This is a genomic window from Thermomonospora cellulosilytica, assembly GCF_014138835.1.
Classification (GTDB): domain Bacteria; phylum Actinomycetota; class Actinomycetes; order Streptosporangiales; family Streptosporangiaceae; genus Thermomonospora; species Thermomonospora amylolytica.
On sequence record NZ_JACJII010000001.1, the window covers coordinates 2,214,882 to 2,240,102 of the forward strand.

Sequence of the window (25,221 nt, forward strand, 5' to 3'; positions counted from 1 at the left end):
GAGCATGGCGACCTTGGTTTTGCTGCGGCATGGGGAAAGCGTGTGGAACGCGGAGGGCCTGTTCACCGGCTGGGTGGACGTGGACCTGTCCGCCAAGGGCGAGAGCGAGGCGACCAACGGCGGCGACCTGCTGCTGGACGCCGACATCACCCCCGACGTGGTGCACACCTCGGTCCTCAAGCGGGCCATCCGCACCGCCAACATCGCCCTGGACGTGGCCGACCTGCTGTGGATCCCGGTCCGCCGGTCCTGGCGGCTGAACGAACGGCACTACGGCGCCCTGCAGGGCAAGAACAAGGCGCAGACCCGCGAGGAGTACGGCGAGGAGCAGTTCAAGATCTGGCGGCGCTCCTACGACACCCCGCCCCCGCCGATCGACGACAACGACCCGCTGTCGCAGGTCAACGACCTCAAGTACGCCCACCTGCCGTCGGAGCTGATCCCGCGCACCGAGTGCCTGGCCGACGTGGTGGACCGCCTGCTGCCGTACTGGTACGACGCCATCGTCCCCGACCTGGCCGCCGGCCGCACCGTCCTGGTCGCCGCCCACGGCAACTCCCTGCGCGCCCTGGTCAAGCACCTGGACGACATCTCCGACGAGGAGATCTCCGAGCTCAACATCCCCACCGGCATCCCGCTGGTCTACGAGCTCGACGACGACTTCGCCCCCCTCAAGCGCGGCGGCGAGTACCTCGACCCCGAGGCCGCCAAGGCCGCCATCGAGGCCGTCAAGAACCAGGGCGCCGCCACCCCCTCCGGCACCGACGCCAAGAAGGAACCCGCCAAGAAGCCCGGCCGGGCCGACCGCAAGTCCAGGAAGAAGTAGGGACACACCCCGCACCCACGACGCCGACCGGCCGACCGGGCCGGTCGGCGTCGCCGTTCAGGAACGGTGCACCCCGCCGACGCCCGGCATGCCCCGGACGCCGACTCCCACGGCGATCCTGCACACCCGGCCGTTGAAGGCCCCCGCGCGACGTCGATGGACGGTGATCATCGCAGGCGGGCCTGGCCTTGCACCTCAAGACGCTGAAGGCCACCGCGAGCGGGCCCGCGTGGTCGTGCGGAGGAGCGGTTCGAGATCGCGAGGAACGAGCGATCTCGAACCACGACGACGAACGACCGCGCGGGCCCAGGCCCGCTCACCGCCGCGCCGGAGGCGCGGCCGTAAGCACCTCAGTTCAGCTCGTTGAGCTCCTCGGGGCGCTGGCCGGTGACGATGTAGACGACGTTCTCGGCGACGTGGACCGCGTGGTCGGCGAAGCGCTCGAAGTAGCGGCCGGCCAGGGAGATGTCGACGGCGGGCTCGACGCCGTGCTGCCACTTGGGGGACAGCATGATGTCGAACAGCCTGCGGTGCAGGCGGTCCATGGCGTCGTCGTCGGCGTCCAGCTCCATGCCGAGCTCGACGTCCTTGGAGGCGATGACGCTGCCGGCCTTGGCGACCATGCGTTCGGCGATCTGCCCCATCTCCAGCACGATGACCTGCAGCTCGGGCGGGATCGCGGACTCGGGGTGGCGGCGCCGGGCGGTCTTGGCCAGGTGCACCGCCAGGTCGCCCATCCGCTCCAGGTCGCCGCTCATCCGCAGCGCGGTGACCAGGGTGCGCAGGTCGCCGGCCACCGGCTGCTGGCGGGCCATCAGATCGAACACGGTCTCCTCGATCTCCGCGTCGATCTTGTTGATCCGGTCGTCCCCGCCGATGACCTCCTCGGCCAGCCGCAGGTCGGCGTCCAGCAGCGCGTTCACCGCCCGGGTCATGGCCGAGCGGACCAGTCGTGTCATCTCGACGAGCTTGTCGGAGATGCCGTCGAGTTCCTCGTGGTAGATGTCGCGCACTACGGCTTCCCTGGGGTCGGGGGCGGAACGGTCCAGCGCACAGGATCCCCGACCATTGTGAACCGTTACAGGAAGCGAAGTGAACTTTTGGCGAACGCGGCCGCTATCGATGCCCCGCCGGTGCAACCGCACCCGTTCGGGCACTTACGATCCGAAGTGTGCAGGTGGAGATAGTCGCGGGACTGACCGGCCTGGCCGGGCTCGCGATCGGGCTCACCGCCGGGCTGGCCGTACGGATGAGCGAGCGGGCCCAGCGGATCGAGCAGGCCGCGCAGCACCGGCCGGTGCTGCCGCCGGGCATCGCCTCGGTGCTGTCGGTGCTGCGCTCCTCCGCCGTGGTGATCGACGCCGAGGACCGGGTGGTCCGGGCCAGCCCCGCCGCACGCGCGTTCGGGGTGGTCAGCGGGGACCGGCTGGTCGTCGACGAGCTGCTGGCCATGGCCCGGCTGGTGCGCCGGGACGGCGAGATCCGGGAGACCGAGGTCCAGGTGCCGCCGTCGCGCGGCCGGGGCCGGGCCGAGGGGCGGTGGTTCGCCGTCAGGGTGGCCCCGCTCGGCACGCACGGGCTGGTGCTGGTGCTGGCCGAGGACCTCACCGAGATGCGGCGCACCGAGGCCATCCGCCGCGACTTCGTGGCCAACGTCAGCCACGAGCTCAAGACCCCGGTCGGCGCGCTGAGCCTGCTGGCCGAGACCGTCGCCGGCGCGGCCGACGACCCGGAGGCGGTCCGCCGGTTCACCGGCCGCATGCAGATCGAGGCCGTACGGCTCAACAACCTCGTCCAGGACCTGATGACCCTGTCGCGGGTGCAGGGCGACGAGCCGCTGCCCGAGCCGCGGCCGGTCGCCCTGGACGACGTGGTCGGCGAGGCGGTGGACCGCTGCCGGATCAAGGCCGAGGCCAAGGACATCGAGCTGGTCGTCGGCGGCCGCGTCGGGCTGAGGGTCCGCGGCGACGAGGAGCTGCTGGTCACCGCCCTGCGCAACCTGATCGACAACGCGGTCGCCTACAGCCCCGACAACACCCGGGTGGTGATCGCGACCACGCAGGCCGACGCCGACCACGTCGAGCTGACCGTGACCGACCAGGGCATCGGCATCCCCGACGCCGAGCTGGAGCGGATCTTCGAACGGTTCTACCGGGTCGACCCGGCCCGCTCCCGGCGGACCGGCGGCACCGGGCTCGGCCTGGCCATCGTCAAGCACGTGACCACCAAGCACGGCGGAGAGGTGACGGTCTGGAGCAAGGAGGGCTCCGGCTCCACCTTCACGCTGCGGCTGCCGCTGATGCGCGGCGACAACCCCACCACCCAGCCCGCAACCGCCCCCAGGAACCATCAGGGGCCTGTGACGGACAACGCCCGGGAGGCCACACCGTGACCCGTGTGCTCGTCGTGGAAGACGAGGAGTCGTTCAGCGACGCACTGTCGTACAACCTCCGCAAGGAGGGCTTCGAGGTGGCGGTCGCGGCGACGGGGCCCGACGCCCTGGAGATCTTCGAACGCAACGGCGCCGACCTGGTGCTGCTGGACCTGATGCTGCCCGGGCTGCCCGGCACCGAGGTCTGCCGGGAGCTGCGCGCCCGGTCCAACGTTCCGGTGATCATGCTGACCGCCAAGGACAGCGAGGTGGACAAGGTGGTCGGCCTGGAGCTGGGCGCCGACGACTACGTCACCAAGCCGTTCTCCACCCGCGAGCTGATCGCCCGGATCCGGGCGGTGCTGCGCCGCCAGGGCGACGTGGAGGAGCCCGCCCCCGCCACCCTGGAGGCCGGCCCGGTCCGGATGGACGTCGAACGCCATGTCGTCACCGTGAACGGCGAGAACGTGCAGCTTCCGCTCAAGGAGTTCGAGCTGCTGGAGGTGCTGCTGCGCAACGCCGGGCGGGTGCTGACCCGGATGCAGCTCATCGACCGGGTGTGGGGCGCCGACTACGTGGGCGACACCAAGACCCTGGACGTCCACATCAAGCGGCTGCGCGCCAAGATCGAGCCGGCGCCGTCCTCGCCGCGCTACATCGTCACCGTGCGGGGGCTGGGCTACAAGTTCGAGCCCTGATCATCGGCACGGAACGACGAAAGGGCCGGTCACCGCTCGGGGGATGACCGGCCCTTTCGGTGTTCCCGGTCAGTGCGGCGAGGCGCTCGGCACGGTCGGCGTCGGCACCGGCGTCCCCGGGGTGCCCGGCACGGCGGTGTCGCCCACGGTCGGCGACGTGGTGACCCCGGGCCGGCGGGTCCCGGTCGGCGACGGGGAGGCGGGCGTGGTCGGCACCGGGGAGTACGAGGCGTACTCGTCCTGCGCCGGCACCACCGGCACCGGCACGGTGATCGACCCGGCGCGCTCGAACCGCAGCGTCAGCTCGATGTCCTCGCCCCCGATCAGCGGGGTCCGGATGCCCTGCAGGATCACCTGCGGGGCCTGGCCCGGCTGGGTGACCAGCCGCACCGCCTGTCCACCCTGCTGGTCGGCCGCCGGCAGCGCGACGGCGCCGCCGGCGATCTGCACCCGGGTGACGTCCGGGGAGGTCACCGACACCAGCCGGTCGGGACGTCCCTGCACCTGGTTGATGAGGGTGGCGTACAGCGGGACGGCCGAACCCGGCGCCGCCGTCGCACCGGCCGCCGGGCCGAGCACGAACATGTTGCGGATGTCGATCTCCGACCGCTTGGCGCCCTGCGGCACCGTGACGTTGATGCCCTCGGTCAGCTGGGTGGGCATGGCCGTCTGCGGGGTGTGACCGGCCGCGCAGCCGGACATCACCGGTGCGAAGGCGACGGCACCCGCGACGGTGAGCGCGAACACTCGGCGGCTGTTGCGGATCACAGCGACGATCTCCTCGCAAAAGGGATACGGGGGCGAGCGCGGGCACTGGTCGGTCCGGGCCGTTCAAGGCGCGCGTCTCTCGCCAGAGGAAGATTAGCGAGCACAAGCCTAGGTCCGCCCATCGGGGTCGCCGCGCGGCCAGTCGCCGCCCGGCCGCCGCCCGCCGCGAGGTCAGCGGGGGACGCGGGTGCTGGCGGTCTTGAGGGCGGAGACGCGCTGGGTCAGCGCGGGGCCGGGAACGGGGCCGTGCAGGACGTCGGCGACGACGCCGTCGGTGTGGACGAGCACCGCCGTCAGGCGGGCGTCGGACGGATCGGGGTCGTAGGCGGAGGCCAGGACGTGCCGCGGGTCGGAGACCAGCCCGGGAACGCCGTCATGGGACTCCCCGGCCAGCGCCCGCAGCTCCTTGATGGACTCCTGCTCCGGAACGGTCGCCCGGCGGCGGTCGGCCACCAGCCAGAAGTTGACCATGTTGGCGCGGGTGGCCCTGCCCAGCTCCGCGACCAGGGCGCCGCAGTCGCAGCCGGGCGGCACGATCCCGATCACGCCGGACCGCAGGTCCAGCACGGGCAGCTCGTACGGGGTCGCGCCGGTGACCACGGTGACCCGGCCCGAGGGCAGCACCCCGCCGACGCGTCCGGGGGCCGCCGAGGGGCGGCCCGCCACGGGGTCCGCGGAGGTGCGGGGGGTGGGGCGGGGGCCCAGCACGGTGAGCAGGGTCCCGCTGACCAGGGCGATGATCAGGGCGCCGGCGATCAGCGGCACCGCGACGCCGAACCGGCCCAGCGGCCCCAGCAGCCGGCGCATCCGCTCCCGGCGGCGTTTGCGGCGCTCCTCGCGCCGGTAGGCGATCAGGTCGCGTTCCAGCTCCCGGGCATCGTCGGGGATCACCACGTCGATCCGGGGCAGGCCGTAGTCGTCGTGCTCGGGATCGCCGTCAGGCCTCACGCCGCACCTCGCCTTTCCGCACCGCCGGGGCACCGGTACCGGGTGGTGGAGGGCCGGCCGGGGGTCTCCGGCGGTCCGGCGGGGCTCACCATCCAGTATGCGCCGGTGATGGCGGAACGGACCGTTATGGGTCCCCGGGGGCCGCCGGGGAGTGTCCCCGGGGCGCCGGCGAGTATGCCCGGCCGGGCTCGCCGGGCGGCGAAAGCGCTCCCCGCTGCCCTGCGAAAACACCGCTCCAGACACCTTGCAGGCGCTTTGTCAAGACCCCAATTAGGGGTTTGACCTGCGGATTTGCCTGGAAGGCCGATGCGGTCACCGGCGGACGCGTGGTATCCTCGTCTTAGCGGAAGGGGTACTTGTCACATGACTTTCACGGTCGGCGACACCGTCGTCTACCCCCACCATGGGGCTGCTCGGATTGAAGCCATCGAGACTCGCACCATCAAAGGTGAGGATAAGACCTACCTGGTCTTGAAGGTCGACAAGGGCGACCTGACAGTACGCGTCCCGGTCGAGAGCATCGAGGACGTGGGTGTCCGCGATGTCGTGGGCCAGGATGGGCTGGAGAAGGTGTTCGAGGTGCTGCGCGCCCCGTACACCGAGGAGCCCACCAACTGGTCCCGGCGCTACAAGGCCAATCTGGAAAAGCTCGCCTCCGGCGACGTCAACAAGGTCGCCGAGGTGGTCCGCGACCTGTGGCGCCGTGACAAGGAACGCGGTCTGTCGGCGGGTGAGAAGCGGATGCTGGCCAAGGCGCGGCAGATACTGGTCAGTGAGCTCGCGCTGGCGGAGAAGACCAACGAGGACAAGGCCGAGGCCCTCCTCGACGAGGTTCTCACCAGCTGACTTTGGACACACGGATTCCACGGGTGGGCGTCGGGACGGACGTCCACCCGTTCGGTTCGGGACGCCCGTTGTGGGTGGCCGGTCTGCTGTGGCCCGGCGAGGGCGACGGCCTGACCGGTCACTCCGACGGTGACGTGGCCGCGCACGCGGCCTGTGACGCCCTGCTGTCGGCCGCCGGGCTGGGCGACCTGGGCGCCGTCTTCGGCACCGCCGACCCACGCTGGCGCGGCGCCTCCGGCACGGACCTGCTCCGGGAGGTCGCCCGCCTGCTCACCGAGGGCGGCTGGACCATCGGCAACGTCGCGATCCAGGTGATCGGCAACCGTCCCAAGATCGGCCGCCGCCGCGCCGAGGCCGAGAAGGTCCTCGGCGAGGCCCTGGGCGGAGCCCCCGTCTCCCTCTCGGCCACCACCACCGACGGCCTGGGCCTCACCGGCCGGGGCGAGGGCCTCGCCGCCATCGCCACCGCCCTCGTCCTGCCCCCCGGCTGACCACCCCGTCCACGGTCGGCACGGGCGAACGCCCCGGCCGGGGACGCTCGGTGCGGTCATCGCCATGACTCGCCTGCCTCGAGGGGACGACGCGACCCGTGCGCCCACGCCACGGGACCGCGCCGTCCCGGCGGACGAGCGTTGACGCCGAGGACCAGCGGGATGCCGGATGTCGCAGTGCCGCGCCCCGGCGGGCGTACGCCCGTTCGCCGGGTCGTCCGGGCGGCCATGGACGCCGTGACGCGGGAGGGCGTCCGTCGTTCTCCCGGTGCTAGGGGTGGCCGCCGGTGATGGGGCGCCGGCCGCCGGCCATCGCCGGGGCGGGGGCCGCGGGGGAGGGGTGGATGGTGCCGGTGACCTCGCCCAGGGTGAGGCGGGCTCCGGTGGCGGTGGGGGCGTGGGCGCGGATGGTGAGGGTGTCGCCGTCCTCCAGGAAGGTGCGGGTGGTGCCGTCGGGCAGGACGAGGTCCTCGGTGCCGTTCCAGGTGAGCTCCAGGAGACAGCCGCGTTCGGTGGGTTCGGCGCCGGAGACGGTGCCGGAGGCGAAGAGGTCGCCGGTGCGGAGCGGGGCGCCGTTGACGGTGGCGTGGGCCAGTTGCTGCGGCGGGGTCCAGTACATCGAGGCGAACGGCGGGCGCGCGATGACGTGGCCGTTGAGCTCGACCTCCAGGGTGATGTCGAGGCCCCACGGCTCGTCGTGGCGCAGGTAGGGCAGCACCGGCGGGTCCTGGGCCGGCGGGGTGACGCGGGCGGCCTCGAGCGCGTCGACGGGGACCACCCACGGGGAGATCGACGTGGCGAACGACTTGCCCAGGAACGGGCCGAGCGGCCGGGACTCCCACATCTGGATGTCGCGGGCGCTCCAGTCGTTCACCAGCAGGAAGCCGAAGACGTGGTCGCGGAACGCCGCGGGCGGCAGCGGGTGGCCGGGGGCGGAGGGGACGCCCGCCACGAAGCCGACCTCGGCCTCGAAGTCCAGGCGGCGGGAGGGGCCGTGGGTGGGTTCGAGCTCGTGCTCCTCGCGGCGCTGCCCCCAGGGGCGGAAGATCGGGGTGCCGGAGACGTAGACCGTTCCGGCGCGGCCGTGGTAGGCGACCGGCATCCGCCGCCAGTTCGGCGCCAGCGGGTTGGCGTGCGGGCGGAACATCTGGCCGACGTTGGCCGCGTGGTGGATGGAGGAGTAGAAGTCCACGAAGTCGGCCACCTCGATCGGCCGCAGCAGCTCCACCTGCGGCAGCGGGATCAGGTGCGGCTCCACCTGCGACCGGTGCGCCGGGTCGGTGAGCAACTGGGTGATGCGGGCGCGGGCGGCCAGCCAGGCGGTGCGGCCGGCCGCCATGAACCCGTTCAGCGAGCCGGAGGCGAACCAGCGCCGGTCGTCCAGCAGCCCGGCCGCGGCCAGCCCGGCCAGGTCCAGCACCGCCTCGCCGACGGCCACGCCGACGCGGGGCAGCTCGCCCGGCCGGGCGAACACCCCGTACGGCAGGTTCTCGATGCCGAACCCGCTACCGGCGGGCACGGGCACCCATGGTTCGTCGGTCATGACCTGCTTCTTTCCCCGCCAGACCCAATTCGATCAGGTCGGCGCGGGGGGTGTGGACATCGCAGGAGCCGAACGCCACCAGCAGGTCCCGGGCGGCCCGCGCGGTGGTCTCGTCGACGCCCGCCGCCTCCTCGGCCAGCGTCCGGGCGTCGGTGGCGGCCACCGCCTCCTCGAGCGCGCCCCGCCCGGTGACGCAGCGGCAGGCCGCGACCACCAGGTTGAGGAACCCGTGGTGGACCAGCCCGCTGCCGGGATCGACGTGCCGTACGGCGTGGTGCAGGCCCGCGGTGCACTTGACCGGCAGCCCGCGTTCGGCGCAGGCCGCCAGGAACGCCGCCACCTCGCCGGGGGACGGCCCGTACTCGCCGCCCGGGGGCGCGTCGGCCCGGCCGCCGGTGCGGAGCTTGGCGCCCAGCGGCAGGCCCCGGGAGCGGGCGGCGGCCAGCCGGTCCAGCGTCTCCCGCCAGCCGGTGGTCTGCCGTACCTCGATGTGACAGCCGATCCCGTCGGGCAGCCGGGCGATCATCACGGCGGCGGCCCGGGCCTGGTCGGCGTCCGGGTCGGGGGCGATCTCCAGCCCGCACAGCCGCACCCGGGGCTCCCGCCGGGCCGTCTCCAGGGCCTCCGGCAGCCCCTCCAGCCCGGTGTCGGCGATGACCACCAGGTCGATCAGGTCCTCGGGCACCAGATGGCGGCGCAGCTCCGCCAGCCGCGACGCCGGGCACAGGAACCGGCCCACCAGCGGGTCCCCCTCCGCCGCCCGGTGGTCGCGCAGCGCGTCGTCCATCGCGGCGCGCGCCGGGGGGAACAGCGCGGCGTCGTCGACGATCCGGGCGAAGAGCGGCTTCACGCCCGTTGGAGTACCCGGCATCGGCCGTTCCGCCACGTGCCGGGAGGCCATATCGGCGGCCGGTCCCGGTCAGCCGCGCGTTGGTCCCGCGTCAGTCCCGCGGCGGGGTGGGCGAGCTGCGCAGGCTCCCCGACGGCGGCGGCAGCTCGCGGTCCTCGTCGATCAGCTCGTCGTGGAACGGCACCCGGTCGCCGCCGTCCGGGTCCTCGGCGCGGTCCTCCCCGGGCTCGCCGTCATCGTCCTGCGCGGCCTGCGCGGCGTGCGCGGCCTGCGCGAGCTCCTCGGGGTCCGGCATCACGATGTCGGGCCGGGTGGTGGCGGCGGGCTTGACCTCGGGCCGCGCCCCGCCGCGCACCAGCTCGACGTCGGTGGGCAGCAGCGACGGGTATCCGGCCGGCGGGGTGGGGTCGTCGTCGACGTCGGCGGCGAACACGGGCTCGGCGTCGTCGTCGCCCGGCTGGTCGAACGCCGAGTCCGGCTCGTGCAGCGGCTCCGGCGACTCGAACGCGGGCCCGGTGTCCCCGGGAAGGCCGTCGTACCGTTCGGGCAGGTCGAGCGGCGGCACCGCCGGGTCCGCGTCCTCCAGCGGAGGAACGGCAGCCTGCCGCGGCACCTCCGGCTCGTCGTGGTCGTCCTCGTCGTCGAACAGCCACGCGGAGTCGGGCCGCGTCGCCGGCAGCTCGGGCGGCGGCCCGTCCTGCGGAGCCGGTGGGGCCTCGGCGGTCTCGGCGGACTCGGCGGCCGGAACGTCCGGTGCGACGGGGGCCGCCGCGGCCCGCGACGGCGACCGGTGGAGCTGCCGGAACATCGCCAGCCACAGCCACACCACGATGACCAGCATCACGTACGGCGCGACCGCGACACCCGCCCGCAGCGTCTCGTCCGGCAGCGGCTCGTACCCGCGCACCGCCCGCTGGACGCTGGCCGCCGCCGTCCCGCCCAGCACCAAGAACAGCAGCGCCCACCGCGGCCACCGCGACCACCAGCGCGCGTTCCGCGCCGCCGCCAGCGCCACCACGATCACCGTGAGCAGGACGTCCACCATGACCGGGTACGCCGGCGCCCACCGCCGCGCGGCCCCGCCCGCCAGCGCCAGCGCCCGCAGGTCGTCGTAGGTGAGCACGAACGTGGCGCCCGCGAGCACCACCACGCCCAGCCCGGCCGCCACCGTCATCAGCCGATGCTGCGTCCGCCCGGCGGCCGGCGGCGGCACGGAACCGGACCCGGACCCGGCGCCGTCCGCAGTCGGCGCCGCACTGCTGTCTTCGGAGGCCATCGCTCTCATCTCGGGGGCGGTGAGCGGACTCACGACGTTCATCTGACCAACCCTGCCAACGGTCATTCCTATCTTGCTGGCGATCACCCCCTCCATCCCGACGACACGCAACACGACCGCTCAGACAGAACGAAGAACCTCCGCGAACACCTCGCTGACACAGGGCCGAGACCCCGCACATCTGGGTATGAAGACCACCGCGAGCGAGCCCGCGCGGTCACGACGAACGGCCACGCGTACCCGGGCTCGCGAGCCGCCGCGCCGGAGGCGCGGCCATAAGCGCGAGCGAGCGCCGGAGGCAGGTCATGCCTTATTACAGGGTCGTGGGGGAGGTTCCCCGGAAGCGTCATGTGCAGTTCCGGCGGCCGGACGGGGGGTTGTACGCCGAGGAGCTGATGGGGGAGGAGGGGTTCTCCTCCGACTCGTCGCTGCTCTACCACCGGTACGCGCCCACGGCGATCACCAAGAGCGAGGAGGTCGACGAGGGCGCGGCGGGCGGGGCGTTGCAGCCCAACCACCCGTTGCGGCCCAGGGCGTTCCGCACGCAGGACCTGCCGGCCGGCGGCGACCTGGTGTTCGGGCGCCAGGTGCTGGTGGGCAACGACGACGTGCGGATCTCGTTCGTGGTCTCGGAGGCGGACGCGGGGCCGACCGAGCTGTACCGCAACTCGGTGGGGGACGAGGTCGTCTACCTGCAGACCGGCGGGGCCAGGTTCGAGTCCACGTACGGGGCGCTGGACGTGGGCGCCGGCGACTACGTGGTGATCCCGACCGGGACCGTCCACCGCTGGGTCCCGGCCCCGGGGGAGCCGCTGCGGGCGCTGGTGGTCGAGGCGCGCGGGCATGTCCGGCCGCCGCGTCGCTACCTGTCCCAGTACGGGCAGTTCCTCGAGCACGCCCCCTACAGCGAACGGGACCTGCGGGCGCCCACCGAGCCGCTGCTGGTGGACGGCGGCGAGGTGCCGGTGGTGGTGCGGACGCGGGGCGGGCTGAGCCGGCTGACCTACCTGCACCATCCGTTCGACGTGGTGGGCTGGGACGGCTACCTGTACCCGTACGCGTTCAACATCGAGGACTTCGAGCCCATCGTGAAGCGGACGCACGCCCCGCCGCCGGTGCACCAGACGTTCGAGGGGCCGAACTTCGTGATCTGCTCGTTCTGCCCGCGCCCGCTGGACTTCCACGAGGAGGCCGTCCCGATCCCGTACAACCACCACAACGTCGACAGCGACGAGTTCATGCTCTACGCCGCCGGCGACTACTCGGCGCGCAGGGGCTCGGGGATCGGCGTCGGCTCGATCTCGCTGCACCCGGCCGGGTTCACCCACGGTCCCGCGCCCGGCGCGGTCGAGGCGGTGATCGAGGCGGTCCGCGCCGGCCACACCACGACCAGCGAGACCGCGGTCATGATCGACACGTTCCGGCCGCTGCTGCTGGGCCCGGCCGCCGCCCGCTGCGAGGACCCCGAGTACGCCTGGAGCTGGGCCCGGCTGTCGTGACACCGCGGTGACTTCCGCCCGGATGAGGTGATTCGTCCAGTCCCGGACGGGTAGGCGTCACCTTGTGCCATTGCCTGAACACGTGACGACGCTTGCCCGGGAACACGGTCTCGGCGCCCCGATCCGGACCTTCGACGCCCGTGACGACTTCCGCCGGACGGTCGTGTGGATGGCGTTGCTCGGTCCGGTGGGCGTGCTGTCGGTGTGGTCGGCGTTCTACTACCTGATCGTGGGGCCGCGCTGGCTGGGCGCTCTGGGCGTGCTCCTGGCGTTCGGCTACCTCGGCGCGGTGTGGTGGATCCTGCACGGCGGCGCGCTGCGCGGCTGGGGGCTGGTGGTGTACGCGTTCGAGAACGGCCTGGTCCGCGTCACCCGGCGGGGGACGCACGCCTGCCGCTGGGACGAGATGCGCGGCGTGACCACGGCCGGGGTGCGGCGGACGCCGGGGCGGCGGCCCCCTTGGCGGTATCGGGTGACCGACGCCGAGGGCGGCGGGTTCGTGCTCGGCGACGAGCTGCCCGGGGTGCGCGACCTGGGGGAGGTGCTGGTCGCCGAGGTCGGACGCCGGGTGCTGCCGGTGCAGCTCGCCGCGGTCGAGGGCGGTGCGACGGTGGTGTTCGGGCCGTTCGCCGTCGACCGGGAGGGGATCGTGCTGAACGGCGAGCGCGTGCCGTGGCGGGCGGTCCGGTCGGTGGCCGCCGGCGGCGGCGAGGTGACGGTGCGGCGGGCCGACGCCCCGCAGGTCATGACGGTGCCGCTGGACCGGGTGCCGAACGCGGCGGTGCTCGTCGAGATCTGCCGGCGGCTGCGGTCGCGCGCCGAGCGCGCCGGCGCCCGCGGGGCGCGCGCCTGAAATCGCAGCCGCCGCCGTTCGGCGATCCAATAACCTTGACACCGTGAGCCTGCATCTCTACGACACCGGCACCCGCACCGTCCGCCCGTTCGAGCCCCTGGAAGAGGGCCGGGTGGGGATGTACGTGTGCGGCGCCACCCCGCAGGCCGCACCGCACATCGGGCACCTGCGGTCCGGCGTGATCTACGACGTGCTGCTGCGCTGGCTGCGCCGCAGCGGGTACGAGGTGACGTTCGTCCGCAACATCACCGATGTGGACGACAAGATCATCGCGGTCGCGGCCGAACGCGGCGTCCCCTGGTTCGCGGTGGCCGAGGCCAACCAGCGGGTCTTCGCCCGCGGCTACGACCTGCTGGGCTGCCTGCCGCCGACGGTGGAGCCGCGCGCCACCGGGCACGTGCCCGAGATGATCGTGCTGATCCGCCGGCTGATCGAGGCGGGCCACGCCTACGCCGCCGGCGGGGACGTGTACTTCGACGTGGCGTCCTGGGCCGACCGCTACGGGGCGCTGTCCAACCAGCGGCTGGACAACATGCGCCCGGCCGGCGACACGCCCAACGAGGACGCCAAGCGCGACCCGCGCGACTTCGCCCTGTGGAAGGGCGCCAAGCCGGGCGAGCCGAGCTGGGAGACCCCGTGGGGCGAGGGCCGTCCCGGCTGGCACCTGGAGTGCTCGGCGATGGCCACCAAGTACCTGGGGCCGGAGTTCGACATCCACGGCGGCGGCGTCGACCTGATCTTCCCGCACCACGAGAACGAGCTGGCCCAGTCGCGGGCGGCCGGGGACGGGTTCGCCCGGTACTGGCTGCACAACGGGCTGCTCACCGTGGACGGCGTGAAGATGAGCAAGTCCGTCGGGAACGTGGTCACCCTGAACGACCTGCTGGACCGGGCCCGCCCGGCGGAGGTGCGCTACTACCTGGCGTCGGCGCACTACCGGTCGCTGATGGACTACACCGACGCGGCGCTGGCCGAGGCGGTCTCGGCGTACCAGCGCATCGAGGGGTTCGTCACCCGCGCCGCCGAGATCGTGGGGGCCGGGGACCCGGACGGGGAGCTGCCGGAGGCGTTCACCGCCGCGATGAACGACGACCTGGGCGTTCCGCAGGCGCTGGCGGTGCTGCACGAGACCGTGCGCGACGGCAACAGCGCGCTGGCCTCGGGCGACGAGGCCGAGGTGACCCGGCGGCTGGCGCAGGTGCGGGCGATGGCCGCCACGCTGGGGCTGGACCCGCTGGCCGAGCCGTGGACGGCCGCCGGGGGCGGCGACGACCTGCGCCCGGTGGTGGACGCCCTGGTCAAGGTGGCGCTGGAGCAGCGGCAGGCGGCGCGGGCCCGCAAGGACTACGCGGCCGCCGACGAGATCCGCGACGGCCTGACCGCGGCCGGGATCGTCGTGGAGGACACCCCGCACGGCCCCCGCTGGGAGCTCAAGCGGTCCTGACCGTCCGGAGTGTCGCGGCCCGCCGCGTAAAATGAGGGGCTCGCCGCAAGGGGCCGCCATCTGCTCTCGCCGCCCCGGCATGTCCCAGGGGATTCGGAGGAACGACGGCATGGCCAAGCGCCGCAAGAAGGGGCCCAGCTACACCCCCAAGGCCGAGGACCGGCACTGGCACGGCAAGCGCCAGGCCGCCCGCGCCGCCAAGAACGCGGCCCGCACCGGCACCCGCACCATCGGGCCGCGCAGCGCCCGCCCCGCGGAGCCGGCCGGCACCGGCCGCCCTGCGGGGGCGCGCCGGGCGGGCGGGGCCGAGGCCCCCGAACTCGTGATCGGCCGCAACCCGGTCGTGGAGGCGCTGCGCGCGGGTGTCCCCGGCACCGCCCTGTACGTGATGTCCGACACCGACGAGCGCATCCGTGAGGCCGTCACGCTCGCCGGCGACCGCAACATCCCGCTGCTGCAGGCCGGCAAGGGCGAGCTGGACCGGATGACCGACGGCGCCGTCCACCAGGGCATCGCCCTGCAGGTCCGCCCGTACCGCTACGCCCACCCCGACGACCTGCTGGAACGCGGCACCCCGCCGCTGATCGTTGCCTGCGACGGCATCACCGACCCGCGCAACCTCGGCGCGGTGGTGCGCTCCGCCGCCGCGTTCGGCGCGCACGGCGTCGTCGTCCCCGAACGCCGCGCCGCCGGCGTCACCGCCGGCACCTGGAAGGCCTCCGCCGGCACCCTGGCCACCGTCCCCGTCGCCCAGACCACCAACCTGGCCCGCCAGCTCAAGGCCTACCAGCAGGCCGGCTGCTTCGTCGCCGGCCTGGACGCCCGCGGCGACGTCACCGTCGCCGACCTCGAACTGGCCACCGGCCCCTTCGTCCTGGTCGTCGGCTCCGAGGGCAAGGGCCTGGGCCGCCTGGTCGCCGAGACCTGCGACCTCCTCGCCGGCATCCCGATGCCCGGCCACGCCGAGTCCCTCAACGCCGGCGTCGCCACCGGCATCGCCCTCTACGAGATCGCCCGCAGAAGAATGGGCTGATCGGTTCCTGCGGCGCGCAACAGAGCACGCCGCACCGGCCGTCTGCCAGGGGTCTCTTCCCTGGTCCAGAGATGGCAGAGCCCCGGCGTGCGGCCGGGGCTCGCTGGGGTTCCGCCGGGTCAGATGCTCAGTTCGTTCCGCTTCACGCGGGCGATGAGCGTCGCGAAGCCTTCGGTGGACAGGTGGAGGTGCCCGCGCTCCGGAGTCTTGCTGTCCCGCACGCCGATGCCTTCGCCGAGCCGCGCAAGCTCAACGCAGTCGGACTGCGTCGATGTGCTACCGCTGTGGCTGGACTTCCGCCAGGTGATCATGAGAACCGCTCCATCGTTTCGGTGAGCAGGCGCAACGATGCGTCCTTGGGCAGCGCGACATCTCCGATGAGGTCGAACCACACCCGATATGAGGCTATCTCGGTCGCATCCTGGACGAACGGCCCGAGGCTCGTTCATCGGTTCGCTCCCTGGTGCGGTTCCGGCCCGTTCGTGCTCCGAGGGCTGCGGAGCACTTCGAACCAGACGGTCGTACGCCCTGCGTCGTCACGATCCCAGCCCCACCGGTCCGACATCCGCTCCACGATGAGCAGCCCTCGGCCACCGAGCATGGCGTACGACGGGATCGCCGGCCGGGTCGTCGCCCCGCCCTGGTCGGTGACCTCGATGCGCAGCCGCCCGGCCGTGGCGATCACCGCCATCCACACGTGGCCGCCCGGCCGGCCGCTGGCCGTGTGCCGGACGGCGTTCGTCACGACCTCGGTGGCCATCAGCTCCACGTCGCCCGAGTCGACCTCGGCGGCTTCCAGCTTCCGGCGCAGGTACGCGCGCACCTCCCGTACGTTCACCTGTGCGTCCGGTGCGCCGTCACCGGCGGGGAACCGGACCAGCTCCAGGGAACGGACCTGCGCCAGAGCCCCGGCGGACGCCAGCAGGGCCGCCGTGATCACCGTTCCACCTCGGCGATCATCACCGCCGCCACGGAAGGCGACCCCTCGTCCCTGATCGCACACCGGCACGTCCCGTCCCACAGGTAGGCGAAGCCGTCGCCGTCCTGGACCACCACCACTCCCATGACCCGCAGCCCCAGCCGGGTCCGCACCATCAGAACGGGATCGCCGTTGGGAGCCACGACCAGCGTGGCGCCCCGCTTCAGCTCCCGCAGCGCCATCGCCAGCTCGCCCAGCAGCCGCATCCGCGTGCGCGTCAGCTCTCCACCCGCCCGCCACTGCCCCGCCGGGCCGCGTTCCGTACTCTCCACCCGCGCCCTCACCATCCGTTTGATCTCCTTGTTTCGGCCGGGAGCCACGCCGAGTCCGCCTTCCATGGGCGGCGGATCTTGACAGTGCATCAGTTGTCCGGCCTCATCGGTGCATGGAGTTGGGAGCGACCGCCGGACCTGCCCCCAGGGGGTTAGCCCCAGATGTGCTGGTGACTACTGTGGGCTTGGAACCGACTCCGCCACGATTTGCTTCAACAAATCGCGCCATCATGGTGGCCGGTACACTGCCCGCTGTCAATATGCTTCAACAAATCTGGAGGGGTGGAAGTCTGTGGCGTCGACTCGGTATCGAGAGATCGCCGACAGCCTGCGCAAACGGATCCAGGACGGGGAGTGGGGGCCGGGTGAGACCCTGCCCCGGCACGCCGACCTCGCCCAGGAGTACGGCGCCTCTCGCAATGCCGTGGCGCGCGCCATCAGCGTTCTGGAGGACGAGGGCAGGCTGTGGGCCGTGCCCCGGCGCGGGACGATCGTCCGGCCGGACAAGCGCCGGGTGATCCTGCGCACCAACCTGGTGCGCCGGAACTCGCGGCACGTCGTGGACGGTAAGCCCGCCATCGGCGGCTACAGCTTCCCGGCCGCGCAGGGCGACGAGCTGTGGGTCCACCATGTCGAGCCCACCGTCGCCGAGGAGCCCATGACGGACGCGCGGCTGGCGCACATGCTCAACGTCAAGGTGGGCGCGACCGTTCTGCGCCGCCGCAGGGTCACGGGGCCGCCGGGCGAACCACCGTTTCAGATCAGCACGACGTGGATCCACCCGCGCGGCGTCGCCGACGCGCCGCTGGTCAGGGAGCCGTACGGCACCGGGCCGGGCGCATGGCTCGACCGGCTGGAGGAGGCCGGGCACGGTCCGATCGAGTGGATGGAACGCCGCCGCGCCCGGATGCCCGACCAGGAAGAGGCCGCGCTGCTCCAGATCCCGGTGTCGCTGCCGGTTTGGGAGATCGTCCGCATCGGCTACTCGGCCAAGGACGAGAACGCGCTGGAGGTCACCCAGGTCGTCATCCCCTCCGACCGCATGGAGGAGGTCTCCCGCCTGGAACGCGACGAGTCGGCGAGGTGGCCGCACCCGACCCACGGGCCGGACGGACCGCCGGTGGCGGGCCGCCGGGAATGACCGCGGGGTTCCTTCGCCCTGCCCGCTTAGGCATGACGGGGGACTCCGCGTTGCGGAAGCTGGAGACTTCACCTGTGGACTTGCGGATGCTTCGTGACATAGCGGCCATTGCGGATCCGATTGAGAGGGCGCGGGTGATCACTCGTGCGATGACCGAACAGCAGGGCATCGCCGAGGAGGCCGCTCGTATTCGGCGTGGGGCCATCGCGGAGGCGCGGGAGGCCGGGCATACCCTGGAGGAGATCGCCAAGGCGCTCGGCGTCACGCCGGGGCGTGTCTCGCAGATGCGCAAAGGGCCGGTGGCCAAGGCTCCGGTGCCGCCGGCGAGTTCACGGCCGCCGGTCATCGTGCAGCGGGCCCTGCCCACCGATCCGGCCACACGTGGTTCGGTTTCGTTGTTCCTTGTGGAGGCCGAACGGCAGGGCATCACTCCAGATCGCAAGATGCTCTACGTCGGCCCTGAGGAAGCGGCCGAGCACATCGCCGCCTGCCTGCGCGTGGAGCCGGGTACGGAGGTCATCGCGCGGCGGAAGATGATGACCGCCAACGGCGTGCCCGTCCGCATCGCCACCTCGTTCTTCCGCAAGGATCTGTTCGGGGAGACGCGCATCGCCGAGCCGGAGTTCGTCAAGCCCTCGCTGCAGGCGGCGATCCATGCCCTCGGCCACACCTTCGGGCATGCGGAGGAGACCCTGACCGCCCGGCCGGCGACCCGCTTCGAGGCCGACACCCTGGAACTGGACCCGGGCGAGTGGGTCGTCCAGGTGCTCCGCGCCTCCTACTCCAGTGAGGGAACGCCGATCCACACCCTCGAGACGATCTGCTCGGCGAACCGCCACATCTTCACCATCGGCCAGGTCGGCGGGCTCGACGAGTTCTGACGTCCGGCCGAGATGCCGCACGGATCAGGGGTGGGTGTTGTGGAGGAGGGCGGTGTCGGGCTCGGAGACGGGTTCGGCGTTTTCGGCGGCGGTCTGGGCCACCAGTAGTTCGCCGGTGTGGGTGATGTGGTGGCGCATGGCCTGGGCGGCGGCTTCGGGGTCGGCGGCCTCCAAGGCGCGCAGGATGGGGGTGTGTTCGGCGGCTATGTCGGACAGGGAGCGGGTCTGATCGGCGGTTGAGGCGCCCACCGTCGTGATGGTGTCGCGGAGGGTGGCGACCGTGTTGGTGAGGAGGGAGTTGCCCGCGGTCTCCAGGATCAGGGCGTGGAAGCGGCGGTCGTGGTGCATGAAGCGGGGTTCGTCGTGGGCCTGGGCGGCGTCCTGCATGGCCGTCAGTTCGGACCGGAGGGCGTTCAGCAGGTCCGGGGTGACGGCGGTGGCGGCCAAGCGGGTGGCGGGGACCTCCAGCAGCAGGCGCAGGTGGAAGACCTCGGCTATGTGGCGGGGGTTGCGGCGTACGACGCGGAAGCCGCGGTTGCGTTCGATGCGGACCAGGCCGGTGTCGGCGAGGGTCAGCAGGGCCTCGCGTACGGGGGTGCGGGAGATGCCCAGGGTCTCGGCCAGGCGGGTGACCGAGTAGAGCTCGCCGGGGCGCAACTCGCCGGTGTGGATGGCCTCGCGCAGGGCCTCGGCCACCTGGCGGTTGAGGTTGGTCGTTCCGGTGATCTGGCGCAACGAGGGGTCCTCTTACGTTGCGGTGGCCAGGAGTTCGGCCAGGTGTACGGCTTGGCGGTCGCCCAGGGCGGCCAACTGGGTGCGGCAGGAGAAGCCGTCGGCGAGGACGGTCGCCTCGGGGCCTGCGGCTCGTACGGCGGGGAGGAGGGCGGTCTCGGCCACGGCGACGCTGACCTCGTAGTGGCCGCGTTCGGCGCCGAAGTTGCCGGCCAGGCCGCAGCAGCCGCCCACCGCCCGGACCGTGGCGCCGGAGCGTTCCAGCAGAGCACGGTCGGCGTTCCAGGTCATGACGGCGTGGTGGTGGCAGTGGGGTTGCGCCACGGCGGTCACGTCGGAGAGGTCGGGGGGCTCCCAGCCGTCCCGGTCGAGCAGGAGTTCGGCGAGGGTCCGGACACGGGGGACCGGAGCGCCGCCCAGTAGCTCCGGGGCGTCGGAACGGAACACGGCCGTGCACGAGGGCTCCAGGCCGACGATCGGGGTGCCGGCCTCCGCATGCGGGGTCAGGGCGGTGACGGAACGGCGGAGCAGACGGCGGGCGGTGTCCAGGCGGCCGGTGGAGATGTAGGTCAGGCCGCAGCACAGGCCCGGATCGGGGATCCGCACGGAGAACCCGGCGTTCTCCAACACCCGCACCGCCGCGACCCCCACGTGGGGGGTGAAGTGGTCGGTGAACGTGTCGACCCACAGGACCACCGGATCACCGGCCGTCACCGGGCGCGCCGAGAACCAGTCCCGGAACGTGCGATCGGCGAACGACGGCAGGTCGCGGCGGGCGTCCACACCGGCCAGGCGCTTGCCCGCACCCGCCAGCGGGCTCGACAGCAGGCGGTTGGCCAGGCCCGGCGCGCGGGAGGCCAGCCGCGCCAGGCGGGGCAGGCCGCCCAGCACGTAGTGCGACATGGGGCGGAGACGGCGCCGGTACGTCTGGTAGAGCACCTCGGCCTTGTAGGTGGCCATGTCCACCCCGGTCGGGCAGTCCGACGAGCAGCCCTTGCAGGCCAGGCACAGGTCCAGCACCTCGTGCACCTCGCGGGACCGCCAGCCGCGCACCAGGGAGCCGTTCGCCATCTCCTGCAGCACCCGGGCGCGGCCCCGTGTGGAGTCCTTCTCGTCCCGGGTGGCCAGGTACGACGGGCACATCACGCCGCCGGTGCCGGTCAGGTCGGCGCGGCACTTGCCCACCCCGGTGCAGCGGTGCACGGCGTTGGTGAAGTCGCCGCCGTCGTCGTGGTAGGCGAACGCCAATCCTCGCCGCAGCGGCGACGCGGCGGGCACCCGCAGGTCGGCGTCCACCGGGCGGGGCCGCACCAACACCCCGGGGTTGAGCACGTCGTCAGGGTCGAAGACCCCCTTGACCCGCTCGAACAGGCGCAACGCGGCCGGTGAGTACATCAGCGGCAGCAGCTCGCCGCGCGCCCGGCCGTCGCCGTGCTCCCCGGACATCGATCCGCCGTACCCGGCCACCAGCTCGGCCGCGTCCACCAGGAAGTCGCGGAAGACCTTCACCCCGCCCGGCCGGTGCAGCGGGAAGTCGATCCGCACGTGCACGCACCCGTCGCCGAAGTGCCCGTACGGCGTCCCGGACAGGCCCCGTTCGGCCATCAGGGCCTCGAAGTCCCGCAGGTAGTCACCGAGCCGTTCGGGCGGGACGGCCGCGTCCTCCCACCCGGCGTGCGAGGAGCGCCCGCCGCGCGACCGGGCCGCCAGCCCCGCGCCGTCCTCCCGGATCCGCCACAGCGTCGCCGCCTCCGCCGGGTCGCGGACGATCCGGTGGCCGAGCGCGTCCGCGTCCGCCACCAGCGCCGCCGGATCGCCCTCGGGCAGCTCCACGAACAGCCAGCCGCCCCCGCGCGGCAGCTCCGGAACGGCCGAGGCCCCCCGCAGCCGCCGCACGACCTCCACGATCCGGGCGTCCAGCCCCTCGGCGGCGATCGGCCGGTGCGGCAGCACCCGCGCCACCGCGTCCGCCGCCGCCGCCATGTCCGGATAGCCCAGCACCACCAGCACCGGCCGCCGCGGAACGGGCACCAGCCTGACGGTCGCCTCCAGCAGCACCCCCCAGGTGCCCTCGCTGCCCACGAACGCCCGCGCCGGGTCGAAGCCCCGTTCCGGCAGCAGGTGCTCCAGCGAGTAGCCGGAGATCTGCCGCCCGAACCGGCCCAGCTCCGTCCGGATCGTCGCCAGCCCGCCGTGCACGACCTCGGCCAGCGCGCCCAGCGTGGCCGAGGACTTGGCGTCGGCCCCGTGCCGCAGGTCCAGCCGTTCGCCCGTTCCGGCGATCACGTCCAGGGCCGCCACGTTGTCGCTGGTCCGCCCGAACCCCAGCGCCCGCGACCCGCACGCGTTGTTGCCGATCATCCCGCCGATCGTGCACCGGCTGTGCGTGGACGGATCGGGCCCGAACCGCAGCCCGTGCCGCCCCGCCGCCCGCTGCAGGTCGTCCAGGATCACCCCCGGCTCGACCGTCGCCGTCGCCGCCTCCGGATCGACCTCGACGATCCGCCGCATGTGCCGCGAGAAGTCCAGCACCACCCCCGGGCCGACGGCGTTCCCCGCGATCGAGGTCCCCGCGCCGCGGGCCGTCAGCGGAACGCCCAGCGACCGGCACGTCTCCAGCGCCGCGACCACCTCGTCGGCAGTCCGGGGGAACGCCACGACCTGCGGCACCACCCGGTACAGCGAGGCGTCCGCGGAGTACTCGGCCCGCCGCCGCGTGGACACGTCGGTCTCGGCCAGTCCCGCCCGCCGCAGCGCGCCGGCGATCTCCTCGGGCGTGCGGTCGGCGTTCACCACAGGGACAGGGAACGGGTGAAGATGCCTTCGAGGTCGTCCTCGGTGACCTCGCGGGGCGCGGTGGCCAGCAGGCGCTGCTGCTTGATCGCGCCCTCCACCAGGGCGGGGACGTCCTCGCGGGTGTAGCCGACGCCGCCGACGCCGTTGGGGATGCCGATGTCGCGCATCAGCCGCATCAGGGCGTTCGGCAGGTGCTCGGCCGGGTCGCCGGGCCGGGGCATCGCCGGGTCCAGCAGCTCGGCGGCCCGCACGTGCCGGTCGGGGGCGGCGGAGAAGGTGAAGCGGAACGCCTCCGGGGCCGTCAGCGCCACCGACATCCCGTGCGGCACCAGCGGCTCGCCGTCGGGGTAGCCCGCCGGGCGGAAGTCCTTCACGCGCCCGGCGATCGGGTACGCGTTGGCGTGCGGGATGTGGACGCCGGCGTTCCCGAACCCCAGCCCGGCCATCGTGGCGGCCAGCGCCATCTCGGTGCGGGCCTCCAGGTCCTCGGGGTCGCGCACGGCCGTGCGGAACGAGCGGGACAGCAGCCGCAGCGCCTGCTCGGACCACATGTCGGAGATCGGGTTGGAGCCGCAGTAGGGGACCCGCTGCTCGGGGGCCTTGCGCTCGTAGTCGGCGTACCAGCGGGCGGTGTAGCTCTCCAGCGCGTGGCACAGGATGTCCATCCCCGCGCAGGCGGTCACCTCCGGCGGCTGGGTGACCGTCAGCTCCGGGTCCACCACCGCCATGGTCGGGCGCAGCCAGGCGTGGCTGATCCCGGTCTTGACCTTGAGCGACAGCACGTCCAGCACGCAGATCGTGGTGCTCTCCGCGCCCGTCCCGGTGGTGGTGGGAACGGCGACCAGCGGCTTGAGCGGCTGGGTCGGCGCCTGCGCGGCCCCCACCGGCGCGTTGACGTAGTCCATCAGCCCGCCGGGGTTGGTGAGCAGCAGGTTGATCGCCTTGGCGGTGTCGATGCTGGACCCGCCGCCGACCGCCACGAACGCGTCCCACGGCCCGGATCCCTGGGCGTGGTCGATGGCCTGGTTCATGCTCTTGTCGGTGGGCTCGACCCGTACGCCGTCGTAGACGCGGGCCTCGACGCCGTACCCGGCCATCCGGTCGGCGATCCGCTGCGGATGCCCGGTGGCGGCCACCCCGGGATCGGTCACCACCAGCACCCGGCGCACTCCGAGCCGGGACAGGTCGTATCCGATCTCCTCGGCCGCCCCGGCGCCGAACTTCAGCGCGGGCGAACCGTAGGTGAAGATCGTCTCGGGCTGGACCGGCTTGCCCATCGCGCTGCCTCCCCGACAAGACCACGGCACTTCGGCCGAGTGTGGTACGTAACATGCAACCTGTCAACATCCAGGGCGAACGCACCCGATCCGGGAGGGTTCAGGACAGCGTGCCGCGGGCCAGGCGGGTCAGCGCGGCGGTGATCTGCGCCGGCGTCAGGCCCCGGTCCCGCCGCTGGTAGCCGTACACCTCGGGGTCCAGCGGCGCCAGCAGCACGTCGACCAGGGCGTCCGGCTCGGGGACGGCGGCGGCGGTCAGCAGGGCGCGGACGTGCGCCCGCCAGAACCCGTAGGCGCCGACCTCGAAGCGCGACCGGCCGGTCTCGGCGCCGAGGACCAGGTGGGCGTGGTCCTCCAGCAGTTCCACCATGGCGGCGTAGAAGGCGGCCAGCCGGTCGGCGGGCGGGGCTCCCGGCCCCAGCGGGGGATCGCCGCGCAGCAGCCTTTCCTGCAACGCGCGTTCGTGCTCGTCCAGCAGCGCGACGGCGATCGAGGCCCGGTCGGGGAACCGCCGGTAGAGGGTGCCGCGGCCGACCCCGGCGGCGCGCGCGATGTCGTCCATGGTGACGTTCGGCGCGCCGCGCTCGGCGAACAGCCGGCCGGCGGCGGCCAGGATCTTGGCGCGGTTGCGCGCGGCGTCGGCTCGTTCCATGACCCCGAGTCTATCTGGACACAGTGTCCGCTTATCCCGTACCGTTTAAGCGGACACAGTGTCCGCTTTGATCGGGACGGAGGAACCCCGTGACCCACCTGCTGCACCTGGACGCCAGCGCCCGCCGCGCGTCGCTGTCCCGCGCCCTGTCCCGCGAGTTCGCCGAGACCTGGCGCGCCGCCCGCCCGGGAGCCGGCTACACCTACCGCGACCTGGCCGCCGACCCCGTGCCGCACATCGGCGAGGCGTGGACCGAACTGTGCGACCACGTGCTCGCCCACGGCATCACCGACATCGCCCGCTACCGGGAGGCCGTGCGCACCCCCGCCCAGCGGGAGGCGTGGAAGACCGTCGAGCCGCTGCTGGAGGAACTGGTGGCCGCCGACGTGGTGCTGATCGGCACGCCGATGTACAACTTCTCGATCCCGTCCGCCCTGAAGGCCTGGCTGGACCAGGTGACCTTCCCCCGCATGTCGCTGGCCGGGCGGCGGTTCGTGGTGATCGGCGCCCGCGGCGGCGCGTACGGTCCGGGCACGCCCCGCGAGCCGTTCGACCACCACGAGCGCTACCTGCGCGACTTCTTCAAGGGGCACTTCGCCGTCGAGGACGTCGTCTTCGTGCACGCCGAACTGGCCAACGCCCGGATCGACCCGGCGCTGGCCCACCTGCGCGACGAGCACGACCGCTCGCTCCAGGCCGCCAGGCTCCGCATCAGGGCGGTGGCGGCGCAGTGAGCTGGGTGTACCTGGTGCTCGCCGGGCTGGTCGAGGTGGCCTGGTCGCAGAGCATCAGGCCGACGCAGAACTTCACCCGCCCGCTGCCCACCCTGCTGTGCTTCCTGCTCGCGGCCGGCGCGGTGTGGCTGCTGTCCAAGGCGATGGACACCGTGCCGGTCGGCACCGCCTACGCGGTCTTCACCGGCATCGGCGCGGTCGGGGCGGTGACCCTCGGCGTGCTGTGGAACGACGACCCGGTGACCCCGGGCCGGATCGCCGCGCTCGGCCTGATCGTCACCGGGATCGTGCTGGCCAAGCTCGCCTGACCC

26 protein-coding genes are annotated in these 25,221 nt (G+C 73.0%); 13 read left to right on the top strand and 13 right to left on the bottom strand.

The window, feature by feature from the left end:
* The first annotated feature begins 4 nt into the window (after positions 1-4).
* Positions 5-826: a phosphoglyceromutase gene (locus HNR21_RS10615; protein WP_246442078.1), complete on the top strand. Its 822-nt coding sequence runs from the start codon at positions 5-7 to the stop codon at positions 824-826.
* Positions 827-1,176: 350 nt separating this feature from the next.
* On the opposite strand, the gene phoU is transcribed toward HNR21_RS10615, so the two are convergent.
* Complete coding sequence (gene phoU / locus HNR21_RS10620; protein ID WP_182705058.1) at positions 1,177-1,839, bottom strand: phosphate signaling complex protein PhoU; 663 nt, start codon at positions 1,837-1,839, stop codon at positions 1,177-1,179.
* A gap of 158 nt (positions 1,840-1,997) precedes the next feature.
* Between phoU and HNR21_RS10625 the strand changes: the two genes are divergently transcribed.
* Both HNR21_RS10625 and HNR21_RS10630 read left to right on the top strand, forming a co-directional pair.
* Positions 1,998-3,218, top strand: coding sequence for a sensor histidine kinase (locus tag HNR21_RS10625; protein WP_182705059.1), 1,221 nt, complete (start codon positions 1,998-2,000; stop codon positions 3,216-3,218).
* A 5-nt stretch (positions 3,219-3,223) separates the two neighbouring features.
* Complete coding sequence (locus tag HNR21_RS10630) at positions 3,224-3,895, top strand: winged helix-turn-helix domain-containing protein (protein WP_512700786.1); 672 nt, start codon at positions 3,224-3,226, stop codon at positions 3,893-3,895.
* 69 nt (positions 3,896-3,964) lie between these two features.
* Here HNR21_RS10630 and HNR21_RS10635 read toward each other — a convergent pair whose 3' ends face one another.
* Together HNR21_RS10635 and HNR21_RS10640 are read right to left on the bottom strand one after the other, a co-directional pair.
* Positions 3,965-4,663, bottom strand: a complete 699-nt coding sequence (locus tag HNR21_RS10635; protein ID WP_182705061.1) for a copper chaperone PCu(A)C domain-containing protein — start codon at positions 4,661-4,663, stop codon at positions 3,965-3,967.
* 171 nt (positions 4,664-4,834) lie between these two features.
* On the bottom strand, positions 4,835-5,611 hold the full coding sequence (locus tag HNR21_RS10640; protein ID WP_182705062.1) for a hypothetical protein: 777 nt from the start codon (positions 5,609-5,611) through the stop codon (positions 4,835-4,837).
* 363 nt (positions 5,612-5,974) lie between these two features.
* On the opposite strand from HNR21_RS10640, the gene HNR21_RS10645 reads away from it, so the two are divergent.
* Both HNR21_RS10645 and ispF read left to right on the top strand, forming a co-directional pair.
* Entirely contained in the window at positions 5,975-6,457 is a 483-nt protein-coding gene (locus tag HNR21_RS10645) for a CarD family transcriptional regulator (protein WP_119727017.1), read from the top strand.
* Between the two features lie 23 nt (positions 6,458-6,480).
* Positions 6,481-6,948, top strand: a complete 468-nt coding sequence (gene ispF, locus HNR21_RS10650; RefSeq protein WP_198679355.1) for a 2-C-methyl-D-erythritol 2,4-cyclodiphosphate synthase — start codon at positions 6,481-6,483, stop codon at positions 6,946-6,948.
* Positions 6,949-7,219: 271 nt separating this feature from the next.
* Here ispF and fahA read toward each other — a convergent pair whose 3' ends face one another.
* The 3 genes from fahA to HNR21_RS10665 form a co-directional block, all read right to left on the bottom strand.
* Complete coding sequence (fahA, locus tag HNR21_RS10655; protein WP_182705063.1) at positions 7,220-8,491, bottom strand: fumarylacetoacetase; 1,272 nt, start codon at positions 8,489-8,491, stop codon at positions 7,220-7,222.
* On the bottom strand, positions 8,454-9,341 hold the full coding sequence (locus HNR21_RS10660; RefSeq protein WP_182705064.1) for a hypothetical protein: 888 nt from the start codon (positions 9,339-9,341) through the stop codon (positions 8,454-8,456). Before HNR21_RS10660 ends, fahA begins: the two co-directional genes overlap by 38 nt.
* 91 nt (positions 9,342-9,432) lie before the next feature.
* Entirely contained in the window at positions 9,433-10,659 is a 1,227-nt protein-coding gene (locus HNR21_RS10665; RefSeq protein WP_182705065.1) for a DUF2637 domain-containing protein, read from the bottom strand.
* 263 nt (positions 10,660-10,922) lie between these two features.
* On the opposite strand from HNR21_RS10665, the gene HNR21_RS10670 reads away from it, so the two are divergent.
* The 4 genes from HNR21_RS10670 to rlmB all read left to right on the top strand — a co-directional run bounded on the left by HNR21_RS10670 (position 10,923) and on the right by rlmB (position 15,446).
* Positions 10,923-12,116 (top strand): homogentisate 1,2-dioxygenase, encoded by a 1,194-nt coding sequence (locus HNR21_RS10670; RefSeq protein ID WP_182705066.1) that lies wholly within the window; start codon positions 10,923-10,925, stop codon positions 12,114-12,116.
* Positions 12,117-12,198: 82 nt separating this feature from the next.
* A complete protein-coding gene (locus HNR21_RS10675; protein ID WP_182705067.1) occupies positions 12,199-12,969 on the top strand; it encodes a DUF6585 family protein in 771 nt (256 codons plus the stop codon).
* Positions 12,970-13,012: 43 nt separating this feature from the next.
* Positions 13,013-14,413 (top strand): cysteine--tRNA ligase, encoded by a 1,401-nt coding sequence (gene cysS / locus HNR21_RS10680; RefSeq protein WP_182705068.1) that lies wholly within the window; start codon positions 13,013-13,015, stop codon positions 14,411-14,413.
* A gap of 109 nt (positions 14,414-14,522) precedes the next feature.
* Positions 14,523-15,446, top strand: a complete 924-nt coding sequence (gene rlmB, locus HNR21_RS10685; protein WP_182705069.1) for a 23S rRNA (guanosine(2251)-2'-O)-methyltransferase RlmB — start codon at positions 14,523-14,525, stop codon at positions 15,444-15,446.
* 119 nt (positions 15,447-15,565) lie between these two features.
* Here rlmB and HNR21_RS10690 read toward each other — a convergent pair whose 3' ends face one another.
* From HNR21_RS10690 to HNR21_RS10700, 3 genes are all read right to left on the bottom strand, one after another.
* Positions 15,566-15,757, bottom strand: a complete 192-nt coding sequence (locus HNR21_RS10690; RefSeq protein ID WP_119727025.1) for a DUF397 domain-containing protein — start codon at positions 15,755-15,757, stop codon at positions 15,566-15,568.
* A gap of 134 nt (positions 15,758-15,891) precedes the next feature.
* Positions 15,892-16,386, bottom strand: coding sequence for an ATP-binding protein (locus HNR21_RS10695; RefSeq protein ID WP_182705070.1), 495 nt, complete (start codon positions 16,384-16,386; stop codon positions 15,892-15,894).
* Positions 16,383-16,712 carry a hypothetical protein gene (locus HNR21_RS10700; RefSeq protein WP_182705071.1) on the bottom strand — a complete coding sequence of 110 codons (330 nt, stop codon included), beginning with the start codon at positions 16,710-16,712 and terminating at the stop codon, positions 16,383-16,385. The genes HNR21_RS10695 and HNR21_RS10700 overlap by 4 nt, the downstream gene beginning before the upstream one ends.
* A 277-nt stretch (positions 16,713-16,989) precedes the next feature.
* Here HNR21_RS10700 and HNR21_RS10705 point away from each other — a divergent pair, with 277 nt between their 5' ends.
* The gene (locus HNR21_RS10705) at positions 16,990-17,838 is read left to right on the top strand and encodes a GntR family transcriptional regulator (protein WP_182705072.1); all 849 of its coding nucleotides are present in this window, start codon (positions 16,990-16,992) and stop codon (positions 17,836-17,838) included.
* A 50-nt stretch (positions 17,839-17,888) separates the two neighbouring features.
* Complete coding sequence (locus HNR21_RS10710) at positions 17,889-18,719, top strand: UTRA domain-containing protein (RefSeq protein ID WP_312880974.1); 831 nt, start codon at positions 17,889-17,891, stop codon at positions 18,717-18,719.
* Between the two features lie 24 nt (positions 18,720-18,743).
* Here HNR21_RS10710 and HNR21_RS10715 read toward each other — a convergent pair whose 3' ends face one another.
* The 4 genes from HNR21_RS10715 to HNR21_RS10730 form a co-directional block, all read right to left on the bottom strand.
* Complete coding sequence (locus HNR21_RS10715) at positions 18,744-19,454, bottom strand: GntR family transcriptional regulator (protein WP_182705073.1); 711 nt, start codon at positions 19,452-19,454, stop codon at positions 18,744-18,746.
* 12 nt (positions 19,455-19,466) lie between these two features.
* Positions 19,467-22,247: an FAD-binding and (Fe-S)-binding domain-containing protein gene (locus HNR21_RS10720; protein ID WP_312880975.1), complete on the bottom strand. Its 2,781-nt coding sequence runs from the start codon at positions 22,245-22,247 to the stop codon at positions 19,467-19,469.
* The gene (locus HNR21_RS10725) at positions 22,241-23,524 is read right to left on the bottom strand and encodes a hydroxyacid-oxoacid transhydrogenase (protein ID WP_182705074.1); all 1,284 of its coding nucleotides are present in this window, start codon (positions 23,522-23,524) and stop codon (positions 22,241-22,243) included. The genes HNR21_RS10720 and HNR21_RS10725 overlap by 7 nt, the downstream gene beginning before the upstream one ends.
* A 100-nt stretch (positions 23,525-23,624) precedes the next feature.
* A complete protein-coding gene (locus HNR21_RS10730; RefSeq protein WP_119727032.1) occupies positions 23,625-24,176 on the bottom strand; it encodes a TetR/AcrR family transcriptional regulator in 552 nt (183 codons plus the stop codon).
* An 89-nt stretch (positions 24,177-24,265) separates the two neighbouring features.
* Between HNR21_RS10730 and HNR21_RS10735 the strand changes: the two genes are divergently transcribed.
* The gene (locus HNR21_RS10735; protein ID WP_182705075.1) at positions 24,266-24,910 is read left to right on the top strand and encodes an FMN-dependent NADH-azoreductase; all 645 of its coding nucleotides are present in this window, start codon (positions 24,266-24,268) and stop codon (positions 24,908-24,910) included.
* Positions 24,907-25,218 carry a DMT family transporter gene (locus HNR21_RS10740; protein WP_182705076.1) on the top strand — a complete coding sequence of 104 codons (312 nt, stop codon included), beginning with the start codon at positions 24,907-24,909 and terminating at the stop codon, positions 25,216-25,218. Before HNR21_RS10735 ends, HNR21_RS10740 begins: the two co-directional genes overlap by 4 nt.
* The last annotated feature ends 3 nt before the right edge of the window (positions 25,219-25,221 follow it).